This window comes from Pseudomonas sp. TE21435, assembly GCF_056279265.1.
In genome coordinates this window covers 385,028-407,414 of sequence record NZ_JBWBQZ010000001.1, presented here as the reverse complement: position 1 = coordinate 407,414, position 22,387 = coordinate 385,028, and the positions used below count along the sequence as shown (strand labels likewise).

General features: G+C 66.1%; 15 protein-coding genes and 1 pseudogene. 11 read left to right on the top strand and 5 right to left on the bottom strand.

Annotated features, from left to right (window positions below):
• The 4 genes and pseudogenes from ACZ9C1_RS01840 (at position 1) to ACZ9C1_RS01825 (ending at position 4,912) form a co-directional block, all read left to right on the top strand.
• Positions 1-270 (top strand): DUF2934 domain-containing protein, encoded by a 270-nt coding sequence (locus ACZ9C1_RS01840; protein WP_277503373.1) that lies wholly within the window; start codon positions 1-3, stop codon positions 268-270.
• A gap of 143 nt (positions 271-413) precedes the next feature.
• A pseudogene (gene glgX / locus ACZ9C1_RS01835) lies at positions 414-2,568 on the top strand (glycogen debranching protein GlgX).
• Between the two features lie 165 nt (positions 2,569-2,733).
• Positions 2,734-3,516: an endonuclease/exonuclease/phosphatase family protein gene (locus ACZ9C1_RS01830; protein WP_476253467.1), complete on the top strand. Its 783-nt coding sequence runs from the start codon at positions 2,734-2,736 to the stop codon at positions 3,514-3,516.
• Positions 3,517-3,835: 319 nt separating this feature from the next.
• Positions 3,836-4,912: an autotransporter domain-containing protein gene (locus tag ACZ9C1_RS01825; protein ID WP_476253466.1), complete on the top strand. Its 1,077-nt coding sequence runs from the start codon at positions 3,836-3,838 to the stop codon at positions 4,910-4,912.
• 95 nt (positions 4,913-5,007) lie between these two features.
• Here ACZ9C1_RS01825 and glgB read toward each other — a convergent pair whose 3' ends face one another.
• The 3 genes from glgB to ACZ9C1_RS01810 are packed head-to-tail and all read right to left on the bottom strand — an operon-like array spanning position 5,008 to position 12,602.
• The gene (gene glgB / locus ACZ9C1_RS01820; protein WP_476253465.1) at positions 5,008-7,218 is read right to left on the bottom strand and encodes a 1,4-alpha-glucan branching protein GlgB; all 2,211 of its coding nucleotides are present in this window, start codon (positions 7,216-7,218) and stop codon (positions 5,008-5,010) included.
• Entirely contained in the window at positions 7,219-10,536 is a 3,318-nt protein-coding gene (gene treS / locus ACZ9C1_RS01815; protein ID WP_277503370.1) for a maltose alpha-D-glucosyltransferase, read from the bottom strand.
• 47 nt (positions 10,537-10,583) lie between these two features.
• Positions 10,584-12,602: an alpha-1,4-glucan--maltose-1-phosphate maltosyltransferase gene (locus ACZ9C1_RS01810; RefSeq protein ID WP_476253464.1), complete on the bottom strand. Its 2,019-nt coding sequence runs from the start codon at positions 12,600-12,602 to the stop codon at positions 10,584-10,586.
• A 139-nt stretch (positions 12,603-12,741) separates the two neighbouring features.
• Between ACZ9C1_RS01810 and ACZ9C1_RS01805 the strand changes: the two genes are divergently transcribed.
• Both ACZ9C1_RS01805 and ACZ9C1_RS01800 read left to right on the top strand, forming a co-directional pair.
• Positions 12,742-12,903, top strand: coding sequence for a hypothetical protein (locus tag ACZ9C1_RS01805; RefSeq protein WP_167388392.1), 162 nt, complete (start codon positions 12,742-12,744; stop codon positions 12,901-12,903).
• Positions 12,904-13,066: 163 nt separating this feature from the next.
• A complete protein-coding gene (locus ACZ9C1_RS01800) occupies positions 13,067-13,327 on the top strand; it encodes an acyl carrier protein (RefSeq protein WP_102684454.1) in 261 nt (86 codons plus the stop codon).
• On the opposite strand, the gene ACZ9C1_RS01795 is transcribed toward ACZ9C1_RS01800, so the two are convergent.
• Positions 13,302-14,972: an AMP-binding protein gene (locus ACZ9C1_RS01795; protein ID WP_277503368.1), complete on the bottom strand. Its 1,671-nt coding sequence runs from the start codon at positions 14,970-14,972 to the stop codon at positions 13,302-13,304. The two genes, ACZ9C1_RS01800 and ACZ9C1_RS01795, sit on opposite strands and share 26 nt — an antisense overlap.
• A gap of 311 nt (positions 14,973-15,283) precedes the next feature.
• Here ACZ9C1_RS01795 and ACZ9C1_RS01790 point away from each other — a divergent pair, with 311 nt between their 5' ends.
• The 4 genes from ACZ9C1_RS01790 to ACZ9C1_RS01775 are packed head-to-tail and all read left to right on the top strand — an operon-like array spanning position 15,284 to position 20,839.
• Positions 15,284-16,447 carry an isovaleryl-CoA dehydrogenase gene (locus ACZ9C1_RS01790; protein WP_277503367.1) on the top strand — a complete coding sequence of 388 codons (1,164 nt, stop codon included), beginning with the start codon at positions 15,284-15,286 and terminating at the stop codon, positions 16,445-16,447.
• A gap of 19 nt (positions 16,448-16,466) precedes the next feature.
• The gene (locus ACZ9C1_RS01785) at positions 16,467-18,074 is read left to right on the top strand and encodes a carboxyl transferase domain-containing protein (protein ID WP_102684457.1); all 1,608 of its coding nucleotides are present in this window, start codon (positions 16,467-16,469) and stop codon (positions 18,072-18,074) included.
• Positions 18,075-18,077: 3 nt separating this feature from the next.
• On the top strand, positions 18,078-18,887 hold the full coding sequence (locus ACZ9C1_RS01780; RefSeq protein WP_102684458.1) for a gamma-carboxygeranoyl-CoA hydratase: 810 nt from the start codon (positions 18,078-18,080) through the stop codon (positions 18,885-18,887).
• Positions 18,884-20,839: an acetyl/propionyl/methylcrotonyl-CoA carboxylase subunit alpha gene (locus tag ACZ9C1_RS01775; protein ID WP_476253463.1), complete on the top strand. Its 1,956-nt coding sequence runs from the start codon at positions 18,884-18,886 to the stop codon at positions 20,837-20,839. The genes ACZ9C1_RS01780 and ACZ9C1_RS01775 overlap by 4 nt, the downstream gene beginning before the upstream one ends.
• Before the next feature lie 356 nt (positions 20,840-21,195).
• Here the strand turns inward: ACZ9C1_RS01775 and ACZ9C1_RS01770 are convergent, their stop codons facing one another.
• Complete coding sequence (locus tag ACZ9C1_RS01770) at positions 21,196-21,852, bottom strand: LexA family protein (protein ID WP_102684462.1); 657 nt, start codon at positions 21,850-21,852, stop codon at positions 21,196-21,198.
• Positions 21,853-21,981: 129 nt separating this feature from the next.
• Here ACZ9C1_RS01770 and ACZ9C1_RS01765 point away from each other — a divergent pair, with 129 nt between their 5' ends.
• On the top strand, positions 21,982-22,296 hold the full coding sequence (locus ACZ9C1_RS01765) for a DUF6124 family protein (RefSeq protein ID WP_110698643.1): 315 nt from the start codon (positions 21,982-21,984) through the stop codon (positions 22,294-22,296).
• The last annotated feature ends 91 nt before the right edge of the window (positions 22,297-22,387 follow it).

Here is a 22,387-nt window from a genome sequence, read left to right as displayed (position 1 = left end):
GTGATGAGTGTCGATGAAAAGCGTATTCGCGAGTTCGCGTATCAGATCTGGGAGTCGGAGGGTAAGCCCGAGGGGCGCGAGGCGGAGCATTGGGACAAGGCGCGCAAGCTGGCCGAGGCCGAGGCGCTGGCCCCCAAGGCGCCACCACGCAAGAAGGCAGCGGCCAAGCCCAAGCCACCGGCTGACCCCAAGGTGGCGGCGTTGCCGGGCGTGAAGCCGGCTGCGGCGGCTAAAAAACCGCGTGCGGCGAAGAAACCTGCCGCTGGTTGAGCCTTTTGCAAGCCTGTACCGGCCTTATCGCGGGGCAAGTCGCATCGGCGCACCGCCGCTCCCACGCCTCAGTCACTGAGTGCACGTGGGTGTGAGCGGGCTTGCCTCGCGATAGCCCCTCCCCCCGGACCATGAGGACCGCCATGAGCCCCCGCACCCCGAAGAAAACCCGCTCCGTCGCCCCGTCGCGCATTCGCGAAGGCCTGCCCTTCCCCCTCGGCGCCACCTGGGACGGCCTTGGGGTCAACTTCGCCCTGTTCTCGGCCAACGCCACCAAGGTCGAGCTGTGCCTGTTCGACGCCACGGGCGAGACCGAAATCGAGCGCATCGAGCTGCCCGAGTACACCGACGAGATCTACCACGGCTACCTGCCCGACGCCCACCCGGGCCTGGTCTACGGCTACCGGGTACACGGCCCCTACGAGCCCGAGAACGGCCACCGCTTCAACCCCAACAAGCTGCTGATCGACCCCTACGCCAAGCAATTGGTGGGCACGCTGAAATGGTCCGAGGCACTGTTCGGCTACACCATCGGCCACCCCGACGGCGACCTGTCGTTCGACGAGCGTGACAGCGCGGCGTTCGTGCCCAAGTGCAAGGTCATCGACCCGGCCTTCACCTGGGGCCGCGACCAGCGCGTGTCGATCCCGTGGGAGCGCACCATCCTCTACGAGGCCCACACCCGCGGCATCAGCATGCGCCACCCGGCGGTGCCCGAGCACCTGCGCGGCACCTTCGCAGGCCTGGCCAACGACGAGCTGCTGGGCCATATCAAGGAGCTGGGCGTGTCGAGCATCGAGCTGCTGCCGATCCACGCCTTCGTCAACGACCAGCACCTGCTGGACAAGGGCCTGAACAACTATTGGGGCTACAACAGCATCGCCTTCTTCGCCCCCCACCCGCGCTACCTGGCCAGCGGCAAGATCGCCGAGTTCAAGGAGATGGTCGCGCACCTGCACGACGCAGGCCTGGAGGTGATCCTCGACGTGGTCTACAACCACACCGCCGAAGGCAACGAGCGCGGCCCGACGCTGTCGATGCGCGGTATCGACAACGCCTCGTACTACCGCCTGATGCCTGACGACAAGCGCTTCTACATCAACGACTCCGGCACCGGCAACACTCTCGACCTGAGCCACCCCTGCGCTGCTGCAGCTGGTCACCGACTCGTTGCGCTACTGGGCCGGCGAGATGCATGTCGACGGTTTCCGCTTCGACCTGGCGACCATTCTCGGCCGCTACCACGACGGCTACAGCGAGCGCCACGGCTTCCTCGTGGCCTGCCGCCAGGACCCGATGCTTAGCCAGGTCAAGCTGATCGCCGAGCCCTGGGACTGTGGCCCAGGCGGCTACCAGGTGGGCAATTTCGCCCCGGGCTGGGCGGAATGGAACGACCGCTTCCGCGACACCGTGCGCAGCTTCTGGAAAGGCGATGAAGGCATGCTCGCCGACTTTGCCGCGCGCATCACCGCCTCGGGCGACCTGTTCAACAACCGCGGCCGGCGCCCCTACGCCTCGGTCAACTTCGTCACCGCCCACGACGGCTTCACCCTGCGCGACCTGGTGTCGTACAACGACAAGCACAACGAGGACAACGACGAGAACAACCAGGATGGCACCGACAACAACCTGTCGTGGAACTGCGGCGTCGAAGGCCCCACCGACGACCCGGCGATCAACGCCCTGCGCATGCGCCAGATGCGCAACTACTTCGCCACCCTGCTGCTGGCCCAGGGCACGCCGATGATCGTCGCCGGCGACGAGTTCAGCCGCACCCAGCACGGCAACAACAACGCCTATTGCCAGGACAGCGAGATCGGCTGGGTGAACTGGGACCTGGACGAGGACGGCCAGGCGCTGATGGCCTTCGTCAAGCGCCTGACCCGGCTGCGCCTGGCCTATCCGATCCTGCGCCGCTCGCGCTTCCTGGTCGGCGACTACAACGAGGCAATCGGGGTCAAGGACGTCACCTGGCTGGCCCCGGACGCCAGCGAGATGACCGTCGAGCAGTGGGAAGATCCGCACGGGCGTTGCCTGGGCATGCTGATGGATGGCCGCGCCCAGGTCAGCGGCATCGCCCGGCCCGGCGCCGAGGCGACCATGCTGCTGATCGTCAACGCCTACCACGACGTGGTGCCCTTCACCCTGCCGGCGGTGCCGGAGGGCGACTACTGGAGCTGCCTGGTCGACACCGACCGGCCCGAGCTGCGCAAGGCGCAGCATCTGGCGTTCGATACGGTGTTCGAGGTCAAGGGGCGGTCGTTGCTGCTGATGGTGTTGCAGCGGGAGGAGGACTGAACCTGCAATGGGCCTTTTAGGTCCTACACTGTAGCTTTGATCGCCAACGCTGCCCCCTGTAAGAGCGGCTTTAGCCGCGATCCAGACGCCGCGATGCAGGGCACCCGCTTCGCGGGTGATCGCGGATGAATCCGCTCCTACAGGGACGTGTCAACAGGAGCCGTCGTGAGCAGTCCAGGTTTCGCCAGCGTCAGCCAGGCCCCGGCCGTGCACCGGGTCAAGGTGCTGACGGTCAACACCCACAAGGGCTTCACCGCCTTCAACCGACGCTTCATCCTGCCGGAGCTGCGCGAGGCGGTGCGCAGCACCGGGGCCGATGTCGTGTTCCTCCAGGAGGTGCTCGGCAGCCACGACCGCCACGCCGCGCGCTACCCCGGCTGGCCCCAGACCTCACAGTACGAGTTCCTCGCCGACAGCATGTGGAGCGACTTCGCCTACGGCCGCAACGCGGTCTACCCCGACGGCCACCACGGCAACGCGCTGCTGTCCAAATACCCGATCATCGAGCACCGCAACCTCGACGTGTCGATCACCGGCCCCGAGCGCCGCGGCCTGTTGCACTGCGTACTGGACGTCCCCGGCCAGCAGCAGGTGCATGCCATCTGCGTGCACCTGTCATTGCTCGAGCGGCACCGGCAGCAGCAGCTGCACCTGCTGCGCCAGTTGCTCGACGCCCTGCCCACCGACGCCCCGGTGATCATCGCCGGCGACTTCAACGACTGGCGGCTGCGCGGCAACCGCACCCTGCGCCTGCACCGCGACCTGCACGAGGCCTTCGAGCGCCACCATGGCTTGCTCGCCCGCACCTACCCCGCCCGCCTGCCCCTGTTGCGCCTGGACCGCGTGTACCTGCGCAATGCCGACAGCCACGCGCCGAGAATCCTCGGCAACAAGCCCTGGACCCACCTGTCCGATCACTTGCCGCTGGCGGTGGAGGTACGCTTGTAGCAACGATTCGGCATAGCGGCGTGGCGGCAAATCACCATTGTCGATATGCGTGAATCAATTTCCAATTGATTCAATAAGTTGTGTATCCAAACAGGCATTTCGCGATCATTTCACGCTTTCTTGACGCAAGCGCCGTCCTCTCCTTAGCTGAACAGTAATCACCAGATGGAAAATCTCGTGCCGGGCCTCTAGCTCGCGCCCTCGTGTGCGTTCCAAGAGGCTGGCGCGCTGGTTTGGGTCGCCCCTGTTCTTGTCGTACAGCTCGTGACATCAGGCCAGGTATCGGGCTGTTCACTTCACACACAACAGGAGATCCGCCATGAAAAGCACCTCGAATCCCTCGCGCTTCGACGCTTTTTTCTGTGCGGTTTCCACGTCGCTGCTCCTGGCAACCCCGGTGGAAACCTTCGCGTTCGAACTGCAGGAGGGCGAGCCCTTCGCCCCCTTCCTGGCGCAACCCGAGGTGCCGCGACTATCGCTTGATCCAGTCAGCGCCAGCGGCCTGAGCCAGGGCATGCTCAGCGCCTTTTCCGAGCGCATGGGTGGGCGCCACGGCCAGCCCGACAGCGATCATATTGCCAGCCAGTGGGCGCAGTTCTTCCCCGGCGCGCCGCGCCCGGGCGCCCAGCCACCGGCGCAGGTGGAGGCGCCGAGCCAGCAGATGATGATCGGCCCGGACCTGTTCGTGCGTGAAACCAGCGCCGGCAACGTGCACCGCGCCGGCATCTTCGTCGGCCACAACAACCTGCAGAGCAGCTTCAATGGCATGCGCCCGCTGCTCGGCGACAAGCAGCGCGACGCGGTCAACCTCAGCGGCGAGAGCCTGGGCGTGTACTGGAGCATGACCCACGAACAGGGCTGGCACGTGGACGCCGTGGCCATGGGCACGCGCATCGACGTCAACGGCCGTTCCCAGGCCGGCCAGCGCCTTGACGACAGTGGCCACGCGATGACCTTCTCGGTGGAGGGCGGCTACCCCATTGGCCTGGGCGCCGGCTGGGTGATCGAGCCCCAGGCGCAGTTGATCAACCAGCAGTTCTTCCCCGGCAGCCAGGTGCAGGAAGAGACCCTGCAGGCCTTTGACAGCCAACCCAGCTGGAGCGGCCGGGTCGGCGCCAAGCTGTCGGCGCGCTACGAGGTGCGTGGCATGCCCATCGAACCCTATGTGCGCACCAACGTCTGGTACGACTTCAGCAACGCCGACCCGGTGAAGCTGGACCAGGTGGACAAGATCTCCAGCTCGCGCAGCGCCGCCACAGTGGAACTGGGGTTGGGCCTGGTGGCCCGGGTGACGCCGAACGTGGCGCTGTTCGTCAGCGCCGACTACAGCTCCGATGTGGATGACAATGACCTCAATGGGCTGATCGGCAGCCTGGGGGTCAGGATGCGCTGGTAAGCAGGCTCGGCCTCATCGCCGGCAAGCCGGCTCCCACAGGGATGGCACTCTGTGGGAGCCGGCTTGCCGGCGATGAGGCCAGGACAGTCGACACATCAGGCCGGCTTCATCACCAATACCCCCAGCGGCGGCAGGTTCAGCGCCAGCGACAATGGCTGGCCATGGCTGGCGACCTCATCGGCCACCACCGCCCCGAGATTGCCCACGTTCGACCCGGCATACAGCTCGGCGTCGCTGTTGAGCAGTTCCACCCAGTGCTCACCAAACGGCACGCCGATGCGGTAGCCCTCCCGCGGCACCGGGGTGAAGTTGGCCACCACCAGCAGCGGCTCGCCCTGGCTGCTCCAGCGCAACCAGGCATACACGCTGTTGTGCGCATCGTCGCCGATCAGCCACTGGAAACCCTGGGGCTGGCAGTCCTGCTCGTGCAGCGCGGGCAGTTCGCGGTACAGGCGGTTGAGGTCGGCGACCAGCTTCTGCACGCCCTGGTGCTCGGAGTACTGCAGCAGGTACCAGTCCAGCTGCTGGTCGTGGTTCCACTCGCGCCACTGGCCGAACTCGCAGCCCATGAACAGCAGCTTCTTGCCCGGATGGGTCCACATGAACGCCAGGTAGGCGCGCAGGTTGGCGAACTTCTGCCAGCGATCGCCGGGCATCTTGTCGATAAGCGAATGCTTGCCGTGCACCACTTCGTCGTGGGAAATGGGCAGGATGAAATGCTCGGAATAGGCGTAGATCAGCCCGAAGCTCATCTCGTTATGGTGATAGGTGCGGTGGATCGGGTCGTTCTGGATGTAGTGCAGGGTGTCGTGCATCCAGCCCATGTTCCACTTGTAGGCAAAGCCCAGGCCGCCCTGCTGCACCGGCTGGCTGACGCCGGGCCAGGCGGTGGACTCCTCGGCGATGATCAGCGCGCCCGGCGCTTCATGTGCGGCGACGTTGTTGAGATGGCGGATGAAGTCGATGGCCTCGAGGTTCTCGCGCCCGCCGTGGCGGTTGGGCACCCATTCACCGGCCTTGCGCGAATAGTCGCGGTAGAGCATCGAGGCCACCGCGTCCACGCGCAGGCCATCGATGTGGAAGTGCTTGAGCCAGTGCAGCGCCGAGGCCAGCATGAACCCGCGTACCTCGTTGCGGCCGAGGTTGTAGATCAGCGTGTTCCAGTCCTGGTGGAAACCTTCCAGCGGGTTTTCGTATTCGTACAGGGCAGTGCCGTCGAAACGCGCCAGGCCATGCTCGTCGGTGGGGAAGTGCGCCGGCACCCAGTCCAGCAGCACGCCGATGCCGCCCTGGTGGCAGGCATCGACGAAGAAGGCGAAGTCCTCGGCGCTGCCATAGCGTGAGGTCGGCGCGAACAGCGACAGCGGCTGGTAGCCCCACGAGCCGCCGAAGGGGTGCTCCATGATCGGCATCAGCTCGATATGGGTGAAACCCAGCTCCTGCACATATGGCACCAGGCGCTCGGCCAGTTCGCGCCAGTTGTAGTAACGGGCGACTTCGCCGGCATCGTCCAGCTCGCAGCGCCAGGAGCCGACGTGCAGCTCGTAGATCGACAGCGGCGCGCTGTAGGCGTGGCGCTGGGCCCTGTGTTCCAGCCACTGGCCATCGCGCCATTCATGGGCCAGGGCGCCGGCCACCTTGGAGGCGGTGCTCGGCGGCAGTTCGGTGGCGCGGGCCAGGGGGTCGGCCTTGAGGGGCAGCACGCCATCATGGCCGAGCACTTCGAACTTGTAGGTCTCGCCCACGCCAAGGCGCGGCACGAACAGCTCCCACACCCCGGCGCCATGGCGCAGGCGCATGGGGTGGCGGCGGCCATCCCAGTTGTTGAAATCGCCCACCACCGACACCCGCCGGGCATTCGGCGCCCATACCGAAAAGCACACGCCGGCGACCCCATCCACCTCGGTCGGCTGGGCGCCGAAACGCCCGGGCAGGTCGCGGTGGTTGCCCTCGGCAAACAGGTACATGTCCATCTCGCCCAACTGCGGGCCGAAGCTGTAGGGGTCCTCGGTGACCTGCTCGCCACCGGCCCAGCCGATCTGCAGCAGGTAGGGGACCGCCTGGTCCAGGTGCGCGGTGTACAGACCGGGCACGCCGCCCTGGCGCATCTCGGCGAGTACCCTGCCGTCGTCGCGGGCCAGCACGCGCACGCTCAGGGCACTGGGCAGGAAGGCCCGGATGAACTGGCCGCCCGCACCATCGGGGTGCGGGCCGAGTACGGCGAACGGGTCGGCGTGCTCGGCGCGGGCCAGGGCATCGAGGTCCCTTTGCCGAAGGCCGCCGTTATCACGCGTGGTTGCATTCATCTATGACTCTCCCCAGGTACTGATCAGTCCATGCAGGCCATGCAAAGGCACGGCCAGCCAACTTGGCCGGTTCTCGGCTTCATAGGTAATTTCGTAGGCGGCCTTCTCCAGGCAGAACAGCTCCAGCGCGGCGCGCTCGCCCTCGGCCTGCTGCCAGGCGTGGGGCATGGCGGCGGTGGCCAACCCGTAGGCTTCGACGAAGGCATGGCGCGACTGGTGCAGGTACTGCCGGGCGACCCGCTGCCGGGCCTGGCGCGCCGCCTCGGAGAGGTCTACCGCCGAGGCGCTGCGCAGGATCATCGCAGCAGCATAGTCGAAGGATCGCAGCACACCGCTGACATCCTTGTACGGGCTGTGTTTGGCCCTGCGTTCATCCAGCGGTCGCGCCGGCTCGCCCTCGAAATCGATCAGGTAGGCGTCGCCCTGCACCACCAGCACCTGGCCCAGGTGCAGGTCGCCGTGCACCCGCATCAGCAGCCCGCCCTGGGCCTGGTGTGCGAGATTGTCGACATGCTGCTGCAGGCCTTCGCGCTGTTGCTGCAGGTCGTCGACCAGGGCCTGGCTGTCGCTGTCCAGGGTGTCACGGTGCTGGGCGAGCAAGTCGAGGGCATGGCTCAGTTCGGCACTGATCTGGCGGCTCCAACGCTCGCTGTCGCGGGCGTCGCTCGGGCGTGAACGGAACGCTTCGTCGTCGCTCGGCGCGGCCAGCAACAGGTGCATCTCGCCCAGGCGCTGGCCAAGCAAGGCGGCAAAGCCGGTCAGCTCGGCCAGGGCATCGGTGTGCGCCTCCTGCTCGACGCTGGTGGGCTCCATCTGGTCGCGGATCGCCCGTTCCAGGGTGTTCTGCGTCCAATCCCAGGCGTCGCCCTGATTGCTCAGGTAGCCCTGGGCGATCATCAGCAGATGCGGCTGCTCGCTGTCGTCCTCGCGGCTGACCCAGGCCAGCAGCGGCGAGATGTTGGCAAAGCCGGCGGCGGTCAGGTAGGCGCTCATCTCCAACTCCGGGTGAATGCCCGGATTGACCCGGCGAATCAATTTGAGCACCAGGCTGCCGCCGACCACCACCGAGCTGTTGGACTGCTCGGCGCTCAGGTAGCGCACCTCGCTGTGCTCATCGAGCTGCAACGCAGCCAACTGTTCGGTGCTGTGGAAGCGCAACTCGCCCAGGTCCTCGCCACAGGCCAGCCGCAGGCCATCCTGGCAGCCCTGGAGCACGGCGCGAATAAAGGGCTCGAGCACGAAAGCATCGGTGATCAACCCCACCTGACGGCCACGGCGCACCCGCGACAGCGCCAGCTGCTGGGGCAGCGCGGCATTGATCTGCTCCTCCGGCAACAATCCGAAGGGCAGCTGGTAGTGGGTGACCACGCCCTCGCTGTACACCTCCAGCTCGCCAAGCAGCACCGGCAACGCCGGGGTGGCCATGCGCACACCGTAGCGCAGGCGGACCTGGTCGATCGGCCCTTCCTTGCCAGCGAACCAGCGGCGCTTGGGCAGGTACTGTGGCAGGATCGCCGCCTGCAACGTCTCGCGGGCCGGTGATTCGAGCAGCTCCTCCATGCGCTTGCGCAACACCAGGGTGGTCAGCTCGGGCAGGCCCTCGCTGGGCTGGATATGCCAGCTGGGCATGCGGTCGTGGCTGGCCAGCAGGAACCAGTAGAAGCCGTAGGGTGGCAACGTCAGCAGGAACGGCAGCTGGCCGATGGGGGGGAAGGCGCTGCCGCCGAGCATCTCCACCGGCACCTTGTCGGCGTACTGCGACAATTCCAGCTCGGCGGCCTGGGCGGCCCGCGAGACGTTGGCCACGCACAGCACGATCTCGACATTGCCCTCGGCATCGGTGTACTCGCGGATGTAGGCCAGCACCCGCCGGTTGCTCGGCGTGAGCATCTTCAGGCTGCCGCGGCCGAAGGCCTTCTGCTGCTTGCGCACCGCCAGCAGCCGACGGTTCCAGTTGAGCAGCGAATGCGGGTCGTGGGCCTGGGCCTCGACGTTGATCGTCTGGTAGCCGTACAGCGGATCCATGATCGGCGGCAGCACCAGACGCTGCGGCTCGGCCCGCGAGAAGCCGCCGTTGCGATCCGGCGACCATTGCATGGGGGTGCGCACGCCATCGCGGTCGCCCAGGTAGATGTTGTCGCCCATGCCCAGTTCGTCACCGTAGTACAGCGTCGGCGTGCCGGGCATCGACAGCAGCAGGCTGGTGAGCAGCTCGATACGCCGCCGGTCGCGCTGCAGCAGCGGCGCCAGGCGCCGGCGAATCCCTAAGTTGATGCGGGCGCGGCGGTCCTCGGCGTAGTAGTTCCACAGATAGTCGCGCTCGCGGTCGGTGACCATCTCCAGGGTCAGCTCATCGTGGTTGCGCAGGAAGATCGCCCACTGGCAGTTGGCCGGGATCTCCGGGGTCTGGCGCAGGATGTCGGTGATCGGGAAGCGGTCTTCCATGGCCAGGGCCATGTACATGCGCGGCATCAACGGGAAGTGGAAGGCCATGTGGCATTCGTCGCCGTCGCCCTCGCCGAAGTACGGGCGGGTGTCCTCGGGCCACTGGTTGGCCTCGGCCAGGAGCATGCGGTCGGGGTAGTTGGCATCGATTTCGGCGCGGATCGCCTTGAGCACCACATGGGTCTCGGGGAGGTTCTCGTTGTTGGTGCCGTCGCGCTCGATGAGGTAGGGAATGGCGTCCAGGCGCAGGCCGTCGACGCCGATGTCGAGCCAGAAGCGCATCACCCCGATGACGGCCTTGAGCACCTGCGGGTTGTCGAAGTTGAGGTCCGGCTGGTGCGAGTAGAAGCGGTGCCAGAAGTACTGGCCGGCCACCGGGTCCCAGGTCCAGTTGGACTTCTCGGTATCGAGGAAGATGATCCGCGTGCCGTCGTACTTCTGGTCATCGTCCGACCACACGTAGAAGTCCCGAGCCTTGCTGCCGGGCTTGGCATGCCGGGCGCGCTGGAACCAGGGGTGCTGGTCGGAGGTGTGGTTGATGACCAGCTCGGTGATCACCCGCAGGCCGCGCTTGTGCGCCTCGGCGATGAAGCGCCTGGCGTCGGCCATGCTGCCGTAGTCCGGGTGCACGGCCTTGTACTCGGCTATGTCGTAGCCATCGTCGCGCCGTGGCGAGGGGTAGAACGGCAGCAGCCAGAGGGTGTTGACGCCAAGTTCCGCGATGTAGTCGAGCTTGCCGATCAGACCTGCGAAATCGCCGATGCCGTCGTTGTTCGCATCGAAGAACGATTTCACGTGCAGTTGGTAGATCACCGCGTCCTTGTACCACAGCGGATCGTCGATGAAGGCTGCCGGGCGGGAACGCTTGGCCATTGGGGACTCCTTTGTGTCCGAGGGTTCAGCTTGAAGCCCATCGCGGGCTAGCGCGATTTCTCGATGCGCCAGATACCGAACGGCTGGTGCCAAGGCTCGATGCGCATCCACTGGGTCTTGCCATGCCAGGTCCAGCGCTGGCCATTCATCAGGTCTTCCCCTTGGGTGTCGGCGCTGTCGTCCAGCCCCAGCTCCCACAGTGGCAACTCAAAGCTGGCCTCCTGGGCGTTGTGCGGGTCGAGGCTGATGGCCACGAGGATGAAGTTGTCGCGCTCGGGGGTGCGCTTGGCGAAGTAGAGAATGTTGTCGTTCCAGCAGTTGAGGAACACCACCCCCAGGTGGGTCTGCAGGGCGCGGTTGTGCCGGCGGATGCGGTTGAGCTGGGCGATCTCGGCGACGATGTTGCCAGGCTGGATGAAGTCCCGGGGGCGGATCTCGTATTTCTCCGAGTCCAGGTACTCCTCCTTGCCCGGCAGCGGCGTGCCCTCGCACAGCTCGAAGCCCGAGTACATGCCCCACAATCCCGAACCCATGGTCGCCAGCGCCGCACGGATCAGAAAGCCCGCCCTTCCGGAGGTCTGCAGGAAGAAGGGGTTGATGTCCGGGGTGTTGACGAAGAAATTGGGTCGGTAGCACTGGCTCCACGGCGGCTGGTTGAGCTCCTCGAAGTAGTCGCGCAGCTCCTGCTTGGTATTGCGCCAGGTGAAGTACGTGTAGCTCTGCGCGTAGCCGACCTTGCCCAGGCGCGCCATCATCGCCGGGCGGGTGAACGCTTCGGCGAGGAAGATCACCTCGGGGTGCTGGCTGCGCACATTGCCGATCAGCCATTGCCAGAACGGCAGCGGCTTGGTGTGCGGGTTATCGACGCGGAAGGTCTTCACCCCCTCCTCGACCCAGCCGACCACCACGTCGCGCAGCGCCAGCCACAGGCTCGGCACCGCCTCGGGGGCGTAGAAGTCGACGTTGACGATGTCCTGGTATTTCTTCGGCGGGTTTTCCGCGTAGCGGATACTGCCGTCGGGGCGCCAGCTGAACCAGCCGGGGTGCTCCTGCAGCCAGGGGTGGTCCTGGGAGCACTGGATGGCGAAGTCCAGGGCGATCTCCAGGCCATGCTCGGCGGCGGCGGCGACCAGTCGGCGGAAGTCCTCGCGGCTGCCCAGCTGCGGGTGGATGGCATCGTGCCCGCCCTCGGGGCTGCCGATGGCATAAGGGCTGCCGGGGTCGCCGGGCTCGGCCTGCAAGGCGTTGTTGCGGCCTTTGCGGTGCTTCATGCCGATGGGGTGGATCGGCGGGAAGTACAGCACGTCGAAGCCCATGTCGCGGATCATCGGCAGGCGCTGGTGCACGTCATCGAAGGTGCCGTGGCGTTCGGGGTCGTCGGTGACCGAGCGCGGGAACAGCTCATACCAGCTGGCAAACTGGGCCGCCTCGCGGTCCACGTCCAGCGGGAATTCGCGGCTGCGGGTGAGGTAGCTGCGGTGCTCGGCCTCCCCCATCAAACGGGCGGCCTCAGGGTGCAGCAACGTCTTCACCTGTTCTTCCACCGGCAATCCCGGCAAGCGCTGCTGCAGCTGCGCCAGTTGCTCGCGCAGCAGCCCGTCGCTGCGTTCGATGCCCTTGCCCAGCAGCAAGCGGCCCTCCTCCAGCTCCAGCTTCACCTCCACGCCGGCGGCGTACTTCTTCTCCAGGTCGTGGCAATAGGTGGCCCAGGGGTCGATCCAGGCCTCGATGCTGAACAGATGCAGGCCCAGCTCGGCAGGCGTGAATTCGGCCAGCCACAGGTCGTTGCCCGGCGAATGCATGGCCACGCAGTGCCAGCGCCGGCTGTGGGCCTGGCGCCAGTGCAGGGTCACGGCCAGGCGGTCATGACCGTCGGTGTAGACCTTGGCGCCCACTTCGACCTTGTGACCGCGCACGGCCTTGGCGGCGAAGGTGCCGCCGTCGAGCACCGGGCTTGCGTCCTCGATCACGATGCGCGGCGCCAGCAGGGCCTGGGACAGGCTGATGGCCTGGTCCGGGTGATCACCTGCCATCGGCACGCTTTCGAACGGCTCGTTACCAGACATCGACCTTGCTCCCCTGGGCTGGTGGCGGTAAGGGTTCAGAGCCGTGCGCAAGCGCGAGGGTTCAAAAAAAATGAGCGCAGGGCGCAGGCTTGGGTCAAAGCCTGCGACACCTCTTCATTCATCCCGCGAGGCCAGGCCCATGAACATTCCCATTCCACCGGAGACACCCGACCCGAACATCGACGACCCGACCTTGCCGCCGCCGGTGCCCGAGGAGGACCCGGACGAGCTGCCGATCAAGCCGACCGTGCCGCCGACCGTGGGCGACCCGCCAAGCCAGGAGCCGCCGGTGAAAGCTTGAGGATAGACAAGGCTGCGCAAATCTGAACGCCTTGGCCGGCCTCGTCGCGGGGCCGGCATTCACAGCACAAAACCTGGCTCAACCGCACCTGGCATTTCTACCAGTAGCACCTGCCCGCAAAGCCACGTACAGAGAAGCCTCACTCTCTGACGATCCTTCCGGCATGCACTCACGCCTCTACATCGCCTTCCACCTGCAATGGATCCTCGCAAGCTTCCTGGAGCAGAGCCTGCACCAGATCCGCCCCGACATCTCCCTGGACGAGCTGGGCGCCGACAGCTTCGACCTGATGGAGCTGCAGGCGATCATGGAGGAAACCTTCGGCATCTTCATCGCCGAGCCCCTGCGTACCTATACCACCTTCGCCGAACTGGTCGAGCTGGTCTACACGACCATGGCTAACCCCCCAGCTCCTCCACACTGATCTCGCGCATGCGAAACTTCTGCACCTTCCCCGTCACCGTCATCGGAAACTCTTCGACGAAGCGGAAATGCCGCGGTGTCTTGAAATGCGCCAATCGCGCCTTGCACCACTGCTGCAATTCCTCGGCCGTGGCATGGTGCCCAGGGTGCAGGCGAATCCACGCCACCACCTCCTCGCCGTACTTGCTGCACGGAATCCCCACCACCTGCGCCTCGGCCACGGCCGGATGGGTATGGAAGAACTCCTCCAGCTCGCGCGGATAGATGTTCTCGCCGCCGCGAATGATCATGTCCTTGTTGCGCCCGACAATGCGTACATAACCCTCGTCGTCCATCACCGCCAGGTCGCCGCTGTGCATCCAGCCGGCCGGGTCGATGGCGTCATGGGTGGCCTGCAGGTTGTCCCAGTAACCAAGCATCACGCTGTAACCACGAGTGCACAGCTCGCCGATCTCACCCTGTGCGACGATGCGCCCGTCGGCGTCCACCAGCTTGGTCTCCAGGTGCGGATGGGTACGGCCCACGGTGGTCACGCGCAGCTCCAGGCCATCGTCGGGACCGGTCTGCAGCGACACCGGGCTGGTCTCGGTCATGCCGTAGGCGATCTGCACCTCGGCCATGTGCAACTGGTCGATCACCTTGCGCATCACCTCGATCGGGCAGGTGGCGCCGGCCATGATGCCGCTGCGCAGGGTGGACAGGTCCAGTTGCGTGCGTGCGGGGTGGTCGAGCATGGCGATGAACATGGTCGGCACGCCATAGAGGATGCTGGCGCGCTCCTCGGCCACGGCACGCAGGGTGAGCTCCGGGTCGAAGGCATCGTTGGGGTAGATCATGGTGCTGCCGTGGGTGATGCAGCCGAGGTTGGCCATGACCATGCCGAAGCAGTGGTACAGCGGCACCGGGATCACCATGCGGTCGCGCTCGCTCAGGCCCAGGCTCTGGCCGACCATGTAGCCGTTGTTGAGGATGTTGTAGTGGCTCAGGGTCGCGCCCTTGGGCGCGCCGGTGGTGCCGGAGGTGTACTGGATGTTCACTGGCTGGTCGAACTGCAGGCCCTGTTGCCGCGCCTGGTAGGTCTCAACCTCGACCGCCCCTGCCCGCCCGGCCAGCGCGGCCCAGGGCAGGAAGCCCGAGGGCGGCTCGGCGGCCAGGCTGATCACGCCACGCAGGTCGGGCAGTCGTTCGCTGGCCAGTTCGCCCAATGCGTGGGTCGCCAGCTCCGGCACCAGTTCCTGCACCATCGCGTGGTAGTCGGAAGTCTTGAAGGCATCGGCGCACACCAGCCAGCGGCAGCCGGACTGGCGCAGCACGTACTCCAGCTCGCCCACCCGGTAGGCCGGGTTGATGTTGACCAGGATCGCGCCGACCTTGGCCGTGGCCAGTTGCAGGATGCACCACTGGGCGCAGTTGGGCGCCCAGATGCCAACCCGCTCGCCCACCTCCACCCCCAGCGCCATCAAGGCCTGGGCCTGCACATCGACCTCGGCGGCGAGCTCGCGCCAGCTGTAGCGCAGCCCCTGGTGGCGCACCACCAGCGCCTCGCGCTCGCCGTGGCGGGCGACGGTGGCATCGAAGGCCTGGCCGATGGTCAGGGTCAGCAAGGGGTGGTCTTGACGGCCGCGGGTATAGCTTGGTTGAGGCATGGTGATCCCTTCTTGTGGTTGTTCTGGGCATGACTGAAGCAGGCGGCGAATACTCTGGCGCAGATTTACGTTTACGTAAAGGTGATGATCCGATTGACAGCCCCGGAAGGCAGGTTTACGTTAACGTCAACCACGCATCACGACGACCGGACGGGAGCGCGGTTGTGGGAGCGGGCTTGCCCCGCGATGAGGCCGGACCAGGCAACACAGCTGGCCGCTCTGACGGGCATCGCGGGGCAAGCCCGCTCCCACAACTCCGTTTCCGCAAGGTCGCCGTGGTACCCAAATTTCAAGAACAAGAAGGTGCCCACATGCATTACCCCAGCCTGAACTTCGCCCTGGGCGAGACCATCGACATGCTCCGCGACCAGGTGCACACCTTCGTTGCCGCCGAGCTGGCGCCGCGCGCCGCGCAGATCGACCACGACAACCTGTTCCCCGCCGACATGTGGCGCAAGTTCGGCGACATGGGCCTGCTGGGCATCACCGTGCCCGAAGAATACGGCGGCGCCGGCCTGGGCTACCTGGCCCACGTGGTGTCGATGGAAGAGATCAGCCGGGGCTCGGCGTCAGTGGCCCTGTCCTACGGCGCCCACTCCAACCTGTGCGTCAACCAGATCAACCGCAACGGCAGCCACGAGCAGAAGCTCAAGTACCTGCCCAAGCTGATCAGCGGCGAGCACATCGGCGCCCTGGCCATGAGCGAGCCCAACGCCGGCTCCGACGTGGTGTCGATGAAACTGCGCGCCGAAAAACGCGGCGACCGCTACGTGCTCAACGGCAGCAAGACCTGGATCACCAACGGCCCCGACGCCAACACCTACGTGATCTACGCCAAGACCGACCTGGACAAGGGCCCCCACGGCATCACCGCGTTCATCGTCGAGCGCGACTGGAAAGGCTTCAGCCGCAGCAACAAGTTCGACAAGCTCGGCATGCGCGGCTCCAACACCTGCGAGCTGTTCTTCGACGGCGTCGAAGTGCCGGAAGAAAACATCCTCGGCCAGCTCAACGGCGGCGTGCGCGTGCTGATGAGCGGCCTGGACTACGAGCGCGTGGTGCTGTCCGGCGGCCCGACCGGCATCATGCAGAGCTGCATGGACCTGGTGGTGCCTTACATCCACGACCGCAAGCAGTTCGGCCAGAGCATCGGCGAGTTCCAGCTGATCCAGGGCAAGATCGCCGACATGTACACCCAGCTCAACGCCAGCCGCGCCTACCTGTACGCCGTGGCCCAGGCCTGCGACCGCGCCGAGACCACCCGCAAGGACGCCGCCGGGGTCATCCTCTACACCGCCGAACGCGCCACGCAGATGGCCCTGGAAGCGATCCAGATCCTCGGCGGCAACGGCTACATCAATGAATTCCCGGCTGGCCGCCTGTTGCGCGACGCCAAGCTGTACGAGATTGGCGCCGGCACCAGCGAAATTCGCCGGATGCTGATCGGCCGCGAACTGTTCAACGAAACCCGCTGAGCACAAGGAACGGGCGCACATGGCTACCCTGCATACCCAGATCAACCCGCGCTCGGCGGAGTTCGCCGCCAACAGCGCGGCCATGCTCGAACAGGTCCAGGCCCTGCGCGGCCTGCTCGCCCAGGTCAGTCAGGGCGGCGGGCCGAAGGCCCAGGAGCGGCATACCTCGCGGGGCAAGCTGCTGCCTCGCGAGCGCATCGACCGCCTGCTCGACCCAGGCTCGGCGTTCCTCGAGATCGGCCAGCTGGCCGCCCATGAGGTGTACGGCGAAGACGTGCCGGCTGCGGGCGTGATCGCCGGCATCGGCCGCGTCGAAGGCGTGGAGTGCATGATCGTGGCCAACGACGCCACGGTCAAAGGCGGCTCCTACTACCCGCTGACGGTGAAGAAGCACCTGCGCGCCCAGACCATCGCCCTGCAGAACCGCCTGCCATGCATCTACCTGGTGGACTCCGGCGGCGCCAACCTGCCACGCCAGGACGAGGTATTCCCCGACCGCGAGCACTTCGGGCGGATCTTCTTCAACCAGGCCAACATGAGCGCCCTGGGGATACCGCAGATCGCCGTGGTGATGGGCTCGTGCACCGCCGGTGGCGCCTACGTGCCAGCCATGGCCGACGAAGCGATCATGGTGCGCCAGCAGGCGACCATCTTCCTCGCAGGCCCCCCTTTGGTAAAAGCCGCGACCGGCGAGGTAGTCAGTGCCGAGGACCTCGGCGGCGCCGACGTGCACTGCCGCACCAGCGGCGTGGCCGACCACTATGCCGACAACGACGAGCACGCCCTGGCCATCGCCCGGCGCAGCGTCGCCAATCTCAACTGGCACAAGCAGGGCAAGCTGCAATGCCAGGCACCGATCGCGCCGCTGTACAACGCCGAAGAGCTGTACGGCGTGGTCCCGGCCGACGCCAAGCAGCCGTTTGACGTGCGCGAGGTGATTGCGCGGCTGGTCGACGGTTCGGTGTTCGATGAGTTCAAGGCGCTGTTCGGCACCACCCTGGTGTGCGGCTTCGCCCACCTGCACGGCTACCCGGTGGCGATCCTGGCCAACAACGGCATCCTCTTCGCCGAGGCCGCGCAAAAAGGCGCGCACTTCATCGAACTGGCCTGCCAGCGCGGGATCCCGCTGCTGTTCCTGCAGAACATCACCGGTTTCATGGTCGGAAAAAAATACGAGGAAGGCGGCATCGCCAAGCACGGCGCCAAGCTGGTGACGGCAGTGGCCTGCGCCCAGGTACCGAAGTTCACGGTGATCATCGGCGGCAGCTTCGGCGCCGGCAACTACGGCATGTGCGGCCGCGCCTACGACCCACGCTTCCTGTGGATGTGGCCCAACGCCCGCATCGGCGTGATGGGCGCCGAACAGGCGGCCGGCGTGCTGGCCCAGGTCAAGCGCGAGCAGAGCGAGCGCAGCGGCGAGGTGTTCAGCGCCGATGACGAGAAGAAGCTCAAGCAGCCGATCCTCGACCAGTATGAGCGCCAGGGCCACCCCTACTACTCAAGCGCCCGACTGTGGGACGACGGTGTCATCGACCCGGCGCAGACCCGCGACGTGCTCGGCCTGGCGCTGTCCGCCGCGCTGAACGCCCCGATCGAACAGAGCCGCTTCGGCATATTCCGGATGTGACCCATGAGCGAATTCGCCACCCTTGAACTGGTCAAGGACCCTCGCGGTTTCGCCACCCTGTGGCTGAGCCGGGAAGACAAGAACAACGCCTTCAACGCGCAGATGATCCGCGAACTGATCGTCGCCCTCGACCAGCTGGGCGAGGATAGCGGCCTGCGCTTCGTGGTGCTGCGCGGCCGTGGCCGGCACTTCAGCGCCGGCGCCGACCTGGCGTGGATGCAGCAGTCGGCGCAACTGGACTTCAACACCAACCTGGACGACGCCCATGAGCTGGGCGAGCTGATGTACGCCCTGCACCGGCTCAAGGCGCCGACCCTGGCCGTGGTGCAAGGCGCGGCCTTCGGCGGCGCGCTGGGGCTGATCAGTTGCTGCGACATGGCCATCGGCGCCGAGGACGCCCAACTGTGCCTGTCGGAGGTGCGCATCGGCCTGGCTCCGGCGGTGATCAGCCCGTTCGTGGTCAAGGCCATCGGCGAGCGCGCCGCCCGCCGCTACGCCCTCACCGCCGAGCGCTTCAGCGGCGTGCGCGCCCGCGACCTGGGCCTGCTGGCCGAGGTGTACCCGGCCGCCGAACTGGACGCCCAGGTCGAGGCCTGGGTCGACAACCTGCTGCAGAACAGCCCGCAGGCGCTGCGTGCCACCAAGGACCTGCTGCGCGAAGTGGATGACGGTGAGCTGAGCCCGGCCCTGCGCCGCTACTGCGAGAACACCATCGCCCGCATCCGCGTCAGCGCCGAAGGCCAGGAGGGCCTGCGCGCCTTCCTGGAAAAACGCCGCCCTGCCTGGCAAGACAACAAGGAACCGCGCCCATGAGCCGACCCACGCTGACCACCCTGCTGGTCGCCAACCGCGGCGAAATCGCCTGCCGGGTGATGCGCACCGCCAAGGCCATGGGCCTGACCACCGTGGCCGTGCACAGCGCCACCGACCGCGACACGCGGCACAGCCGCGAGGCCGACATCCGTGTCGACCTCGGTGGCAGCAAGGCCGCCGACAGCTACCTGGTGATCGACAAGCTGCTCGCCGCCGCCAAGGCCAGCGGCGCCCAAGCCATCCACCCAGGCTATGGCTTCCTCTCGGAGAACGCCGGTTTTGCCCGCGCCATCGAACAGGCCGGGCTGATCTTCCTTGGCCCACCGGCCAGCGCCATCGATGCGATGGGCAGCAAGTCGGCGGCCAAGGCGTTGATGGAGGCCGCCGGCGTGCCGCTGGTGCCGGGCTACCACGGCGAGGCCCAAGACCTGGAGACCTTCCGCGCCGCCGCCGAGCGCATCGGCTACCCGGTGCTGCTCAAGGCCAGCGCCGGGGGCGGTGGCAAGGGCATGAAGGTGGTCGAGGAGGAAAGCCAGCTGGCCGACGCCCTGGCCTCGGCGCAACGTGAAGCGCAGTCTTCGTTCGGCGATGCGCGCATGTTGGTCGAGAAGTACGTGCTCAAGCCGCGCCACGTGGAGATCCAGGTGTTCGCCGACCAGCACGGCCACTGCCTGTACCTCAACGAGCGCGACTGCTCGATCCAGCGTCGCCACCAGAAGGTGTTCGAGGAAGCCCCGGCACCGGGCCTCTCCCCCGAGCTGCGCAAGGCCATGGGCGAGGCCGCGGTGCGCGCCGCCCAGGCCATCGGCTACGTGGGGGCCGGCACTGTCGAGTTCCTGCTCGATGCCCGTGGCGAGTTCTTCTTCATGGAAATGAACACCCGCCTGCAGGTGGAGCATCCGGTCACAGAGGCCATCACCGGGCTCGACCTGGTGGCCTGGCAGATCCGCGTGGCCTGCGGCGAGCCGCTGCCTTTGACTCAAGAGCAGGTGCCGCTGATCGGCCACGCCATCGAGGTACGGCTATACGCGGAGGATCCGGCCAACGAATTCCTCCCGGCCACCGGCACCCTGGCGCTGTACCGCGAGTCGGCGCCGGGCGAAGGCCGCCGGGTGGACAGCGGCGTCAGCGAGGGCGATGTGGTATCGCCGTTCTACGACCCGATGCTGGGCAAGCTGATCGCCTGGGGCCAGGACCGCGAACAGGCGCGCCTGCGACTGCTGGCGATGCTCGATGAGTTCGCCATTGGCGGGCTGAAAACCAATATTGCCTTCCTGCGCCGCATCCTGGCGCACCCAGCGTTTGCCGAGGCGGAGCTGGACACCGGGTTCATTCCGCGTCACCAGGATGTGTTGTTGCCTGCGCCTCAGACTTTGCCGGCCCATTTCTGGGAAGCTGCCGCCGAGGCGTGGCTGCAAAGCGAGCCTGCGCTAAAGCGCCAGGACGACCGCGCTTCACCGTGGGCGGCCCGCGATGGCCTGCGCCTGGGCTTGCCGGCGCGCAGCAGCCTGCATTTGCAGTGTGAAGGGCATGAACAGGCGGTGGCACTGGAGCGCAGCGCGCCTTCGACTTATCGCCTGGAGGGGGAGCAGCTGTGTCATGACCAGGATGGTCTGCGCCATCGCCACCTGGCGGTGCGTCGGGGTGGCACGCTGTACCTGCAGTGGCAGGGTGAGCTGCATGCCGTCAGCGTTCATGACCCGATCGCTGCGGCCGAGGCCAGCCACAGCCACCAGGGCGGGCTGGGTGCGCCGATGAACGGCAGTATCGTGCGGGTGCTGGTGGAACCGGGGCAGGCTGTGGAGGCCGGTACTGCGCTGGTGGTGCTTGAGGCGATGAAGATGGAGCACAGCATCCGGGCGCCCCATGATGGGACGGTGAAGGCGCTGTTCTGTCAGGAGGGGGATATGGTCAGCGAGGGGACAGTGCTGGTCGAGCTGGAGGCGGAGTGATGGCGACAAGGTGTTCGCCGAAAGGATTGTTTCGCCTCTGAGATCGAGCGCCGCCCGCGCGGCGCATCGCTGGCAAGCCAGCTCCCACATCTGTTTCGGGCCAATCAATCCTGTAAGGTCATCACTGTCCGCCTTGGCGCTTGTCTTGAGACAGGTGGGGCGCCAGTGGCGCCCAAGCTGAAACCGCGTCGTACCCACAAGGCGTACAGCCGCGGCGGCGCAGACATAACTGGCCCGAAACAGATGTGGGAGCTGGCTTGCCAGCGATGCGCCGCGCGGGGGGCGCTCGATCTCGAGAGCGCTGCAAGGCTCCCGCCTGGCACCTCGCAGCCCCAACACGGTCTGTGCGCGCGAACCTAGAGCACCCCGTGCATCCGCACCACAACGCCAAGGAACTCGCACCCCTCCTCGCACAGCACCGTCGGATACAAGGTATTGAGCGGCCTGAGCATCCGCTGCCCGCCCTCCTCGATCAACTCACGCAGCACCGCCGACTTACCGGGCTGCCGAGCCACCACCAGCCTGCCCGGCGTCACCTCGATCCCCGCATCCACCAGCACCCGCATGCCCAGCGGCACGCTCCTACCGCTGGCGGCATTCATCGAATCGTTCTCGACCGGCAACCAGAACGCATTGCCCGCAGGCATGTAATCGGTCAGCTCATGAACTTCACAGGATTGCGGCAAAGGCCCGTCCAGGTCGGTCCAGCTCAGCACTGGAAAGCGGAAACTGGCATGGCGCAAGGCATTGACCGAAAGCGGCCGCTCCACGGCGTAGGCCCCCCTGGTCTCGCGAACCGTAACGTCACGCTCGACCACCATCACCCGCGCTTCGAGGTACACCAGCCCGAGCTTTTCCAGCTTCTCGTTGACTGTCACCAGGGTGGGCCTGCGCGTGCCACGCAGCCAATGGCCGACACCGCCTTGGGTCATGCCCAGGCGTTCGGCCAGTTGGTGCTGCTTGAGGTTGTGCTCGCGCTGATAGCGCGACAGAAATTCGATCCAGTTTTCCATGGCAGTGAACGATACGGACTGGATGAACGGCATCAATACACATTCTGAATTATCTCAGAACTCAAAAATAATACAAATTGACCTAACATCAACGCTCATTGTCCTCGAAGGGATTTCACAGGAGCAGTCATGAGCAATTCGACAAAAGAAGAAACAGATCTCGACGAAGAAGCAGCCCGCCGCGCCCTCGATTTCTACCTCAACCCCACCCCCACGCCCCGCGACCTGGAGCGTTCACTGTGGACCCTGCGCGAAGGCGTCAGCGACGCCCAGGCCAGCGAGCACGCCATGGCACTGCTGCGCTGCGCATCGGCCACGGCACAGGAAACCGGCAACCATCTGCAGGGCACGACACGGGAAGTGGTGTTTGCGCTGATGCACATGATCAACATGGCCCGCGCCCTGCTGGAGCAGTGCCACGCCACGGAAAAGGCATCGATCTGAGGGGGAGAACTGTGAGCAGGCGCCGGATTTGGCACCAACGCGATATTTGGCACTCTGATAAATCATAGAAAAATCAATATTTTGCGCTATT